The sequence below is a fragment of the Pseudomonas koreensis genome, assembly GCF_012986595.1.
Lineage (GTDB): Bacteria > Pseudomonadota > Gammaproteobacteria > Pseudomonadales > Pseudomonadaceae > Aquipseudomonas > Aquipseudomonas koreensis.
Genome location: NZ_JAAQYM010000004.1, coordinates 20,873 through 33,560, shown reverse-complemented (window position 1 = coordinate 33,560; position 12,688 = coordinate 20,873). Strand labels below are relative to the sequence as shown.

Here is a 12,688-nt window from a genome sequence, read left to right as displayed (position 1 = left end):
TTCAGAGCCTTCGACTCAGACCGCGGCGGCCAGATCCGGCTTTTCGCCCAGCAATGGTGTGTGCTGATCCTGCAGCCAGCGCGCCACCAGCGGCCAGACCTCGGCTTGCGCTGCCTTGCTCACCAGCATCTCGACATGCCCGAAGTTGTCGCTGAAGCCCTGTTCGCGCCCCAGATTGACGAACTGTTTGTGCTCGGAACCGATCTGTTCGAACAGTTTGCGACAGGCCCACGCCGGATCCTGATGATCCCCCACCGCCGTTACGGCCAGAACCGGCACCTGCACCTCGGCGAGACCGGCCCACCAATCCTTGTCCTTGTCGCCAAAACGCCCGAACAGGCCGTACCAGCGCATGCTTTCCAGCGCCAGCCCGATCGGCTCGTCTTCCGGACCGCGCTTGAGGCGTGAGCCGGACAATTGCGCGAAACGCTTGAGAATGAAGCGCCCGCTCCACTCCACCGGCGGGATCTTCAGCGGCCAATACGTGCGACTGACCTGGGTGCCGAAAAACGCCGCCGAGGCCACCGCCGGCTCGCCGAGGTATTCGCCGCCCAGCGCCGCCGCCAGGGTGATGCCGCCCAGCGAATGGCCGATCCAGTGCGGCACCTGCCCGCTCTGCTCGCGCACGAACGCGGCAATCGCCGGCAGATCGTAACGGGCGTAGTCGGCCACGCGATTGCGCCGATAGTCTTCGTTGCGCTGCGACAGGCCGTGGCCGCGCATTTCCGGGATCCACACATCGAAGCCCAGGCGCGTCAGGTAGGCGCCCAAACCCAGGCCTTTGGGGGAAAACCAGAAGCGTCGATTGGAAAAACTGCCGTGCAGCAGAATCACCGGCACGCCACGGGAGGCTGGCTCGTCGGCCATGCCCAAGCGGGTCACGGCGATCTCCACGGACCAGTCCGGGCTGTTGCCGGGTTTCAAACGATAGACGTCTTCGCTCAGATCACCGCGTCGTTCGGCGCTGATCAGGGCGACAGGAAATAGGTTGCTGCTGCTTTGCATAATGCTCTTGCACAAAAAAGGGCGGCATCTACAGGAGCCCGCCCTACTCAATCTCAAGGCCCCGCTCCCCTGCGGGAGCGGGCCGTTCACATACTTATCAGGCCGGTGCCTGACCTTCCGCGAGGAAGAACCAGGTTTCCAATACGGAGTCGGGGTTCAGCGACACGCTTTCGATGCCCTGCTCCATCAGCCATTTGGCCAGGTCCGGGTGGTCCGAAGGGCCCTGACCGCAGATGCCGATGTACTTGCCGGCCTTGTTGCACGCGGCAATCGCGTTCGCCAGCAGCTTCTTCACCGCCGGATTACGCTCGTCGAACAGGTGCGCGATGATCCCGGAGTCACGGTCCAGGCCCAGTGTCAGCTGGGTCAGGTCGTTGGAACCGATCGAGAAGCCGTCGAAGAATTCGAGGAACTCTTCAGCGAGAATCGCGTTGGACGGCAGCTCGCACATCATGATCACGCGCAGACCGTTGTCGCCACGGGCCAGGCCGTTTTCGGCGAGCAGGTCGACCACTTGGCTGGCTTCGCCGAGGGTACGGACGAACGGCACCATGATTTCGACGTTGGTCAGGCCCATCTCGTTGCGTACGCGCTTCAGCGCGCGGCATTCGAGTTCGAAGCAGTCACGGAACGATTCGCTGATGTAACGCGAAGCGCCACGGAAGCCCAGCATCGGGTTTTCTTCTTCCGGCTCGTACAGCTTGCCGCCGATCAGGTTGGCGTACTCGTTGGACTTGAAGTCCGACAGCCGCACGATGACCTTCTTCGGCCAGAACGCAGCAGCGAGGGTGCTGATGCCTTCAACCAGTTTTTCGACGTAGAAGCCGACCGGATCGTCGTAACCGGCGATGCGCTTGTCGACGCTGTCCTTGATTTCCTGCGGCAGGCCGTCGTAGTTCAGCAGTGCCTTGGGGTGCACGCCGATCATGCGGTTGATGATGAACTCCAGACGGGCCAGGCCCACACCGGCGTTTGGCAGCTGTGCGAAGTCGAAGGCACGGTCCGGGTTGCCGACGTTCATCATGATCTTGAACGGCAGCTCCGGCATGGCGTCCACGGAGTTTTTCTTGACGTCGAAGCCCAGCTCGCCTTCGAAAATGTAACCGGTATCGCCTTCGGCGCAGGACACGGTCACACCCTGGCCATCCTTCAGCAGCTGAGTGGCGTTGCCGCAACCCACCACCGCCGGAATCCCCAGTTCACGGGCGATGATCGCCGCGTGGCAGGTACGGCCGCCACGGTTGGTGACGATGGCGCTGGCGCGCTTCATGACCGGTTCCCAGTCCGGGTCGGTCATGTCGGAGACCAATACGTCGCCGGCCTGGACTTTGTCCATTTCCGAGACGTCCTTGATGATCCGCACTTTACCGGCGCCGATGCGCTGGCCAATGGCACGACCTTCCACCAGCACAGTGCCGGTTTCTTTCAACAGGTAACGTTCCATGACGTTGACCTGGGTACGGCTTTTCACGGTTTCCGGACGCGCTTGCACGATGTACAGCTTGCCGTCGTCACCGTCCTTGGCCCATTCAATGTCCATCGGGCAGCCATAGTGCTTCTCGATGATCATCGCCTGCTTGGCCAGTTCGCTGACTTCGGCGTCGGTCAGGCAGAAGCGCGCGCGTTCAGCCTTGTCGACATCGACAGTCTTCACGGAACGACCGGCCTTGGCCTCGTCGCCGTAGATCATCTTGATCGCTTTGCTGCCGAGGTTGCGCCGCAGGATCGCCGGGCGACCAGCCTCCAGGGTGCCTTTGTGTACGTAGAATTCGTCGGGGTTCACCGCGCCTTGTACGACGGTTTCGCCCAGGCCGTAGGCGCCGGTGATGAACACCACGTCACGGAAACCGGATTCGGTATCGAGGGTGAACATCACGCCGGCGGTGCCGGTTTCCGAACGCACCATGCGCTGCACGCCTGCCGACAGGGCGACCAGTTTGTGGTCGAAGCCCTGGTGCACGCGGTAGGAAATCGCACGGTCGTTGAACAGCGAGGCGAACACCTCTTTGGCGGCGCGGATAACGTTTTCCACACCACGGATGTTCAGGAAGGTTTCCTGCTGGCCGGCAAACGATGCGTCCGGCAAGTCTTCGGCGGTTGCCGAGGAACGCACGGCCACGGCCACGTCAGGATTACCGGCCGACAACGCGGCGAACGCGGTGCGGATCTCGGCATTGAGTTTTTCAGGGAATTCGGCGTCCATGATCCATTGACGGATCTGCGCGCCAGTCTTGGCCAGCGCATTGACGTCGTCGACGTCCAGGGCGTCGAGAGCCTTGTGGATCTGATCGTTGAGGCCGCTCAGTTCGAGAAAGTCGCGATAGGCCTGCGCGGTGGTGGCAAAGCCGCCGGGGACCGACACACCGGCACCCGCCAGGTTGCTGATCATCTCGCCCAGGGATGCGTTCTTGCCCCCCACATGCTCAACATCGTGTTTGCCGAGCTTATCGAGGGAAACTACGTACTCTACCAAGGTGATCTCTCCACTAACTGTGTTGGAAAAGCTCAGAAACCGGCAGCTCGGGGGAGCGTTGGCCGGCTGTATGGCCTGGACCTGGAAAATAAGTGAGAATGCGGGCCAATGGCGGCCGGCAAATCGCGCCTATCATATCCAAGAATGCTCATTAGCTTAAGGCCCAAGGTGCAAATGAAACGATCTGCTTTCTTTATCTCCGATGGCACCGGCATTACCGCCGAAACCCTGGGTCAAAGCCTTCTGGCGCAGTTCGAAAACATTACCTTCACCAAGCTCACGCGGCCGTATATCGACAACGTGGACAAAGCGCGGGCCATGGTACAACAAATCAACAAAGCCGCTGAAACCGACGGCTTGCGCCCGATCATCTTCGACACCATCGTCAATCAGGACATCCGTGAGATTCTCGCGACCTCCAATGGTTTCATGATCGACATTTTCTCGACCTTCCTGGCGCCGCTCGAACAAGAACTGACCGAGCATTCTTCCTACACCGTCGGCAAGTCGCATTCGATCGGGCACAACTCCAATTACATGGAGCGCATCGAGGCGGTGAACTTCGCCCTCGACAACGACGACGGCGCGCGCACCCACTATTACGACAAGGCCGACCTGATACTAGTGGGCGTGTCGCGTTGTGGTAAGACGCCGACGTGTCTGTACATGGCGATGCAATTCGGCATCCGCGCGGCCAACTACCCGCTGACCGAAGACGACATGGAGCGCCTGACCCTGCCGACCGCCCTGCGCGCCCATCAGCACAAACTGTTCGGCCTGACCATCGACCCGGACCGCCTCACCGCGATCCGCAACGAGCGCAAGCCCAACAGCCGCTACTCGAGCTACGCCCAGTGCGAATTCGAAGTGCGCGAAGTGGAAAACCTGTTCCGCCGCGAGAACATTCCTCACATCAACTCCACGCATTTTTCGGTGGAAGAGATTTCGGCGAAGATTCTGGTGGAGAAAGGTGTGGAGCGGCGGTTCAAGTAGATTTGTGGAGGCTGATCTGGCGCCATCGCGGGTGTGCCCGCGATGAACGATCACACGGTCTCTGTTAATGCCCTGGCCAACGCTTCAAACCCGCCCAGCAATAACCGGTCATCCCCCACCGAGTTGCACACACTCGCCCGAATGAACTGCGGCACCGCCGCATGCCCGACCGCAAAGGCTTCGGCGGTGGACACCAGGTAGTTGTTCTCCTTCAGTTCCGCAGCAATCTGCGACGCGCGCCATAGCTCGGGTACTTCGATCCAGAAATGCGGGCTGTTGACGTGCGTCCTGTACGCCAGGTCTTGCAACGTCGCGCTGACCAGGGCCTTGCGCCGGCCAATTTCACTGATTTGCTCGTTGAGCAGTTGTGTGGCAATGCCGCTTTCGATCCAGCGGCACGCCACCTCCATTGCCAACGGATTGGCCATCCAGCACGTCCCGCGAATGGCTGAACTCAAACGCCCGAGTAACGCGTGCGGCGCGTGCAGGTAACCGACACGCAGCCCGGCTGACACCGCTTTGCTCAAACTGCCGATCAGCACCGCCCGCTCCGGCGCAAACGCGCTCAGGGGCAGCGGTCGCTGGCGATCCAGCAGCGCATGCGCCTCGTCCTCGAAGATCAGCAGATTGTGTTGCCGGCAGATGTCGGCAATGGCTTCGCGCCGTGGTACCGACATCACCGCCGCCGTAGGATTCTGGATCGTGGGTGTGCAATACAATGCCGACACCCGATGCTGCCGGCAGACCTCCTCCAGTGCCGACGGCAACAGGCCTTCGGCATCCATTGCGACACCGATCAGTTTGATCCCGAGTTGGCGGGCGACGCTGATCAAACCCGGGTAGGAAAGATGCTCGGTGACCACCGTGTCACCCGCCTTGAGCAAGCCCATCAATGCGCACAGCAGCCCGTGCTGACCACCGTTGACGCACAACACCTGATCGGCATCCGCCTGAAATGCCCCATGGCTCAGCCAGTAAGCGCCCGCCTGTCGGTGCCGGGGCAAGCCGGTTTCGGCGGTGTAGCCGGTCAACTGCTGCAGGCTGTGCGAATCGTGGGCCAGGGTCTGTAGGGTCAGACTCATGAAAGCGCTTTCCTGCCCGGGAATCGGCTGATTCCGACTCATGTCGAAGCAAGCCCGCGGCTCTTCGCTGACATTGCGAAAGCCCTTGTCCCGCGTTCGTTCCATCCCGCGCTGACGCACGAAAGTGCCGTCTCCTACACGCGCGACGACCAGACCGACCCGTTCCAATTCGCCATAGGCACGACTGACGGTGCCGATGGTAACGCCGAGGCTGTCGGCCAATAACCGGTGCGGCGGCAACTTCGCGCCGGCAGCGATCACCCCTTCGGCAATCGCTTTTTCCACCGCATCCGCCAGGCGTTTGTACTTCACGCCGACGCCATTGGCGAGGCCGTCACGCAGGATTGACACCATGGCAATACTTACTTTGACAGTCATTGTCGCCCCGAATAGCGTGCTGAAAACAGGTGCAATCAGGGATAGTCCTTTTCACTGACGAGGTCAATTCCTCTGCTGCGGAGTACAAGCATGTCGACTGCCATCAGCGCCCCGTTAAGCGCCAGCAAGCCCTGGCTCGCCGGTTTGCTCACCTGCACGCTGTTTCTGATCGTCTGTCTGAGTTGGGGCACCACCTGGCTGGGGATCAAGATTGCCGTGGAAAGCGTGCCGCCGCTGACGGCTGCGGGGCTGCGCTTTCTGATTGCCTTCCCGCTGTTCCTCAGCTTCGCCGTGTTGCGCAAGGCGCCGCTGCTGTTCCCGCGGCAGAGTCACTGGTTTTTCGTGTTCGTCACGCTGTCGTATTTCAGCCTGCCGTACTACTTGCTCAACTACGGCGAACTGCATGTTTCGTCCGGTCTGACCGCGCTGCTGTTCAGTTGCATGCCGGTGTTCATCCTGATTTTTTCCGCGCTGTTTCTGCGCGAGAAAATCCTCCCGACACAGTTGCTCGGCATCGCCATCGGTTTCGCCAGCCTGTTCATGATCATTCGCAGCCAGGGCCTGCATCTGGATCAGGCCGAATGGCTCGGTGTGCTGGCGATTCTGTGTGCGGCGATCCTGCATGCGCTGTGCTACGTGGTGACCAAGAAACACGGCAGCGCGATCAGCGTGATCACCTACAACACCCTGCCGATCGGCATCGCCGGGCTGATGTTATTTATTGTCGGGTTGAATGTAGAAGCACCGGTCTTCAAGGACATCACCGCACGCTCCTGGGGCGCCCTGCTCTACCTCGGACTGGTGGCGTCGGTGGGCGGCTTCATCGTGTATTTCATCCTGCTCAAACGCCTGAGCCCGGTATTGCTGTCGTTCGTGTTCATCATTTTTCCGGTATTCGCCCTGCTCATCGGCGCCTGGTACGAAGGCACGCCGGTATCACGGGAGCTGATGCTGTATTCAGCGATCCTGCTCGCCGGTTTCGCGATCACCAAGCTGCCACTCAAGCGTTGAAATCCCCCACAACACTCAACTTTGAACATCGGAGGTTCAAATGTCGGTACACACCATGGAAACCCTCAGCCTGTTTAACGCAGAACCCTACCGGCGCAATTTCAGCGCGCGAGTGATCGGCGTGGTCGATCAGGCCGTCGTACTCGAACACACGCTGTTCTACCCCACTGGCGGCGGGCAGCCGGGGGACAGCGGGCACTTCACGCTGGCCGACGGTACCCGGATCGACGTCACCGGCACCGTGCGCGACCCGGCGCTGCCGTCGATCATCTGGCACCAGGTGGCGCAGTGCCCGCCGCACCTTGGCGTCGGCACGCTGCTCAACGCCAGCCTCGACTGGCAGCGGCGTTACCAGCATATGAAGATGCACACCTGCCTGCACCTGCTGGGCGCGCTCATCGATGCACCCGTGACCGGTTGCAGCATCAGCGCCGACAAGGGGCGGCTGGATTTCGATCTGCCGCAAATGACCCTCGACAAAGACCGCATCACCCGCGACCTCAATGCGCTGATCGAGCGCGCGTGCGCGGTCAACGTCCTGAGCATGCCAGCCGCGCAATACCCCGCGCCGCTGGAACGGATCGGCAGCAAGACCAACCGGCCACCGGCAATCCAGGGCGATCTGCGCGTGATTGAGGTGGCAGGCATCGACCTGCAGCCCTGTGGCGGCACCCACGTGCTCAACACCCGGGAAATCGGCCAGGTCTATTGCGAAAAAATCGAGAAGAAAAGCCAGCACAATCGTCGGGTGATCCTGCGTTTCGCCTGAACGGTCGAGCTTGCGTGGATGAAAATTTCTTCACCCAAAACCGACGCGTTCTTTACGTCTTTGTAACATCTCAAACAATACAATCCGCGCAAGCAGCGCATCCGGGTTAACACCCGGATGCGCCTGCCCTCCCGGCCTGTCGAATTCAACAGGCCTGCAACATTCACTTCCCACTTGAACCTGAAGAACGAGCGTCCGCTCATTCTCGGTGGGTCGTGCAGACAAAAGCTACGCTCAGACTGCCGCGCCCCACTCGGAAACCGCTGGAATCACAGCTTATGAAGAAAGTGTTCCGTCACTACATCCCGGCCACGGCCAGACGCCTGCTGCCCAATCGCTGGGATTTGATCGCCCTGCCGCTGGTGGTCGGCTTCCTGCTGTTTTTCTCGATTACCGCCCGGGAAACCTGGGCGCCGATCACCACCTTGCAGAGCGAGGTGATTTCCCTCGACCCGGGCAACCTGCCTGAGTATGCGATGCGCACCACCTTGCGCATGCTCGCGGCGATGGTCGCGGCACTGATCTTCACCCTGCTCTACGGCACATTGGCGGCCAAAAGCCGCCGCGCGGAAAAGCTGCTGGTGCCGGTGCTGGACATCCTGCAATCGGTGCCGGTGCTGGGTTACATCTCGTTCACCGTGACGTTCTTTCTGCTGCTGTTTCCCGGCCGGGTACTGGGCGCCGAGTTCGCCGCGATCTTTGCCATTTTCACCAGTCAGGCGTGGAACATGACCTTCAGCTTCTACCAGTCGCTGCGCATGCTGCCGCGCGACTTGGTGGAGGTGTCGACCAACCTGCAACTGTCCGGCTGGCAGAAGTTCTGGAAGCTCGACGTGCCGTTCGCCATGCCCGGATTGATCTGGAACATGATGATGAGCATGTCCGGCGGCTGGTTCTTCGTGGTGGCGTCGGAAGCGATCACCGTCGGCGACCAGACCATCACCCTGCCGGGAATCGGTTCATACCTGGCCTTGGCCATTGCGCAGCAGAACCTGCACGCGGTGGGTTACGTGATCCTGACCATGATCGTGGTCATCCTGATCTACGACCAGTTTCTGTTCCGCCCGCTGGTGGCCTGGGCCGACAAGTTCCGCATGGAGAACACGGCTTCGCAGACCGCCGCGCCAGAGTCGTGGGTGCTGAACCTGATCCAGCGCACCCGCTTGATCCAGCGCCTGCTGCGCCCGTTCAGCCGCGTCATCAGCCGGCTCGGCAACATGCGCTTGAACCTGCCGCGTGCGGCGCGCCAGGCCATCGCCTCGGACAACCCGGCGACGTCGAAGCTGATCGACGGGGTCTGGGGCACGCTGATCGCACTGCTCACCGCTTACGCGCTGTACCACATCGTGCTGTATGTCGGCACCGAAGTGACCCTCGGCGAGGTTGGCCACGTATTGCTGCTGGGGTGCTTCACCCTGCTGCGGGTGGCCGGGCTGATCTTCATCGCCTCGCTGATCTGGGTGCCGCTGGGGGTGATGATCGGCCTGCGCCCGGCGCTGGCGGAAAAGATCCAGCCACTGGCGCAATTCCTTGCGGCATTCCCGGCGAACCTGCTGTTCCCGGTGTTCGTCATCGTCATCCTGCGCTACCAGTTGAACCCGGACATCTGGCTCAGCCCGCTGATCGTGCTCGGTACGCAGTGGTACATCCTGTTCAACGTGATCGCCGGGGCCAGCGCCTTCCCCAATGACTACAAGGAAGCCGCGATCAACTTCCGCATTCGCGGCTGGTTGTGGTGGCGCAAGGTCATGCTGCCGGGGATTTTCCCTTACTACGTGACCGGCGCCATTACCGCTTCGGGCGGCGCGTGGAACGCCAGCATCGTTTCCGAATTCGTCTCCTGGGGGCAGGACAAAGTCGTCGCCCACGGCCTCGGGGCGTACATCGCCCAGACCACCGCCGCCGGGGACTTTCCGAAAATCACCTTGGGCGTGGTGGTGATGGCGATCTTCGTCGTGGCCTTCAATCGCCTGGTCTGGCGGCCGATGTACGCCGTGGCCGAAAACAAACTCCGCCTCAATTGATGGGATTCGCTGTGATGAATACCTATACCGAACCAACCGCCGCCAGCCCTGAAATCTATTCGCTCAGCGATGTGAACCGGGTGTTTGGCAAAGGCAAGGAAGAACTGCAGGTGCTCAGCGGCGTCGATCTGACCCTGCGCGAGGGCGAGATCGTCGGCATGCTCGGCCGCTCCGGCTCGGGCAAGTCGACCTTGCTGCGGATCATCGCCGGGCTGATCGAACCTTCGTCGGGCGAAGTCCTGTACAACGGCAAACCGCTCGACGGCCCGGCCGAAGGTGTGGCGATGGTGTTCCAGACTTTTGCGCTGTTCCCGTGGCTGACGGTGCTGGAAAACGTCGAGGCCGGCCTGCAAGCGTTGCAGGTCGAGCGCAAGGCCGCGCGCAAACGCGCCTTGGCGGCGATCGACCTGATCGGCCTCGACGGCTTCGAAAACGCCTACCCGCGCGAGCTGTCCGGGGGCATGCGCCAACGTGTGGGCTTCGCCCGCGCACTGGTGGTCAACCCGACTCTGTTGTTGATGGACGAACCGTTCTCGGCGCTGGATGTGCTGACCGCTGAAACCTTGCGCACGGATCTGCTGGATCTGTGGAGCGGCAAGCAACTGCCGATCAAATCGATCCTGATCGTCACCCACAACATCGAAGAAGCGGTGCTGATGTGCGACCGCATTCTGGTGTTGTCGTCCAACCCCGGGCGGGTGGTGGCGGAAATCAAAGTGCCGTTCGCCCACCCACGCAATCGGCTGGATCCGACTTTCCGGCAGATGGTCGATGACATTTACGCGCAGATGACCGACCGCCGCAGCGCCGATGCCAGTGCCGGCAAGCCCGAGCTGAAAATGAGCAGCCCGCTGCCGGAAGTGTCGACCAACCTGATGGCCGGCCTGATTGAAACGATCGCCGCCGAACCCTACAACGGCCACGCCGGTCTGCCCACTGTGGCCGAGCGGCGCTTGCTGGAAGTCGATGACCTGTTTCCGGTGGCCGAGATGATCGAGCACCTAGGTTTCGCCGAACTCAAGGGTGCCGACATCACCCTGACCGAGGCCGGCAAACTGTTCGCTGACTACGGCACCCAGGAACGCAAAACCCTGTTCGCCGAGCACCTGATTCGCCATGTGCCGCTGGCGGCGCGCATCCGTCAGGTGCTGCTGGAGCGCAATGGTCACCGTGCGCCGCGAGTGCGTTTCGAGCAGGAACTGCAGGACTCGTTGACCGAAGCCTTCGTCGAGAAAACCCTGGAAGTGGTGATCGCCTGGGGCCGTTACGCGGAGATTTTCTCCTACGACGACCACACCGAAACGTTCAGCCTGGAGGATGTCGAGGGCAGCCTGTAGCCCTCGGCATCTCTGGCGCTGCGCCTAAATCACCAACAGGTCGACGAAGCGATGGACCGGCGTGGCTTCAAGCTGCGCCTGATCCTTGCACAAGGTGAAGATCTGCTGGCTGCGCTGGCCGGTGAAGCGCGTCGCCAGGTTGGCCTTGAACTTGTCTTCGAGCAAAGGAATGCCTTCGGCACGACGCCGACGATGGCCGATCGGGTATTCGACCACCACATTCTCGGTGCTGGAACCGTCCTTGAAAAACACCTGCACGGCGTTGGCAATCGAGCGTTTGTCGGCCTCCAGGTATTCGCGGGTGAAACGCGGGTCTTCGACGATGACCATTTTCTCGCGCAGCACATCGATGATCGGGTGCGCGGCGTGGAAATCATCCTCGTACTGCTCCGCCACCAGATTACCGAACGCCAGCGGTACGGCGGTCATGTACTGAATGCAGTGGTCGCGGTCAGCGGCGTTGGCCAGCGGCCCGACCTTGGAAATGATGCGAATCGCCGACTCGTGGGTGGTGATGACGATGCGGTCAATCTCGTGCAGCCGATTGCGCACCAACGGGTGCAGGATGACCGCCGCTTCGCAGGCGGTTTGCGCGTGGAACTCGGCGGGGAAACTGATCTTGAACAGCACGTTTTCCATCACATAACTGCCGTAGGGCCGCGAAAAACTGAAGGCACGCTTGCCCTCTGGCTTGAGCGCCAGATCGTTGTTGGTGTGGCTGAACGACACATCGTAGAAGCCCCATTGCCTGGCCGTCAGCACGCCGGGAATACCCATTTCGCCGCGCAGGGCGATGTCGGCCAGACGCACGCCACGACTGGTCGCATCTCCCGCCGCCCAGGATTTGCGCGACCCGGCATTCGGCGCATGGCGATAGGTGCGCAGCGCCTGCCCGTCGGCGAAAGCATGCGACAACGCCGACAACAGTTGCTCGCGGCTGGCGCCCATCAGTTTCGCGGTGACCGCAGTCGAAGCCACCTTCACCAGCAGGACATGATCGAGGCCGACGCGATTGAAGGCGTTTTCCAGCGCGATCACGCCTTGAATCTCGTGGGCCATGATCATCGCTTCGAGCACATCGCGCACCGTCAGCGGCGCTTCACCATTGGCCAGGCGCTTTTGCGACAGGTGATCGGCTACCGCGAGAATCCCGCCAAGGTTGTCCGACGGATGCCCCCACTCGGCGGCGAGCCAGGTGTCGTTGTAATCGAGCCAGCGCACGATGCAGCCGATGTCCCACGCGGCTTTTACCGGGTCGAGGCGATACGACGTGCCGGGCACCCGCGCGCCAAACGGCACCACGGTGCCTTCGACGAGCGGGCCCAGGTGTTTGGTGCATTCGGGAAAGCGCAACGCCAGCAGGCCACAGCCCAACGTATCCATCAGGCAGTTGCGGGCGGTATCGAGGGCTTCGGCAGACTGGATTTTGAAAGTGAGGACGTAATCGGCGATGTCCTGCAGGACACGGTCGTAGTCGGGGCGGTTGTTCAGGTCGACGTTGGCGCTCATGTTCGATTCACTCTGGCAGTGGTTCGTTGATGGGACCTCGGTTCAGGCTGGCAATTTTTTATTATTGAATGCACTCCCTGTAGGAGCTGCCGAAGGCTGCGATCTTT

9 protein-coding genes are annotated in these 12,688 nt (G+C 61.4%); 5 read left to right on the top strand and 4 right to left on the bottom strand.

What is annotated here, in order from left to right; genetic code table 11:
• Positions 1–15: 15 nt before the first annotated feature.
• Together HBN98_RS13310 and ppsA are read right to left on the bottom strand one after the other, a co-directional pair.
• Positions 16–1,005, bottom strand: coding sequence for an alpha/beta fold hydrolase (locus HBN98_RS13310; RefSeq protein WP_064586758.1), 990 nt, complete (start codon positions 1,003–1,005; stop codon positions 16–18).
• A gap of 97 nt (positions 1,006–1,102) precedes the next feature.
• Positions 1,103–3,478 carry a phosphoenolpyruvate synthase gene (gene ppsA / locus HBN98_RS13305; RefSeq protein WP_083366493.1) on the bottom strand — a complete coding sequence of 792 codons (2,376 nt, stop codon included), beginning with the start codon at positions 3,476–3,478 and terminating at the stop codon, positions 1,103–1,105.
• Between the two features lie 174 nt (positions 3,479–3,652).
• Here ppsA and ppsR point away from each other — a divergent pair, with 174 nt between their 5' ends.
• Entirely contained in the window at positions 3,653–4,471 is an 819-nt protein-coding gene (ppsR, locus tag HBN98_RS13300; RefSeq protein WP_064586756.1) for a posphoenolpyruvate synthetase regulatory kinase/phosphorylase PpsR, read from the top strand.
• Positions 4,472–4,521: 50 nt separating this feature from the next.
• Here the strand turns inward: ppsR and HBN98_RS13295 are convergent, their stop codons facing one another.
• Positions 4,522–5,931 (bottom strand): aminotransferase-like domain-containing protein, encoded by a 1,410-nt coding sequence (locus HBN98_RS13295; protein ID WP_083366494.1) that lies wholly within the window; start codon positions 5,929–5,931, stop codon positions 4,522–4,524.
• Between the two features lie 90 nt (positions 5,932–6,021).
• On the opposite strand from HBN98_RS13295, the gene HBN98_RS13290 reads away from it, so the two are divergent.
• The 4 genes from HBN98_RS13290 (at position 6,022) to HBN98_RS13275 (ending at position 11,072) form a co-directional block, all read left to right on the top strand.
• Positions 6,022–6,942: a DMT family transporter gene (locus tag HBN98_RS13290; protein WP_083366495.1), complete on the top strand. Its 921-nt coding sequence runs from the start codon at positions 6,022–6,024 to the stop codon at positions 6,940–6,942.
• 40 nt (positions 6,943–6,982) lie between these two features.
• Positions 6,983–7,711 (top strand): alanyl-tRNA editing protein, encoded by a 729-nt coding sequence (locus HBN98_RS13285; RefSeq protein ID WP_083366496.1) that lies wholly within the window; start codon positions 6,983–6,985, stop codon positions 7,709–7,711.
• 278 nt (positions 7,712–7,989) lie between these two features.
• Positions 7,990–9,735 (top strand): ABC transporter permease, encoded by a 1,746-nt coding sequence (locus tag HBN98_RS13280; protein ID WP_083366497.1) that lies wholly within the window; start codon positions 7,990–7,992, stop codon positions 9,733–9,735.
• A 14-nt stretch (positions 9,736–9,749) separates the two neighbouring features.
• A complete protein-coding gene (locus HBN98_RS13275; RefSeq protein ID WP_083366498.1) occupies positions 9,750–11,072 on the top strand; it encodes an ABC transporter ATP-binding protein in 1,323 nt (440 codons plus the stop codon).
• Between the two features lie 24 nt (positions 11,073–11,096).
• Here the strand turns inward: HBN98_RS13275 and prpD are convergent, their stop codons facing one another.
• Positions 11,097–12,581, bottom strand: coding sequence for a 2-methylcitrate dehydratase (gene prpD / locus HBN98_RS13270; RefSeq protein WP_083366499.1), 1,485 nt, complete (start codon positions 12,579–12,581; stop codon positions 11,097–11,099).
• Between the last annotated feature and the right edge of the window lie 107 nt (positions 12,582–12,688).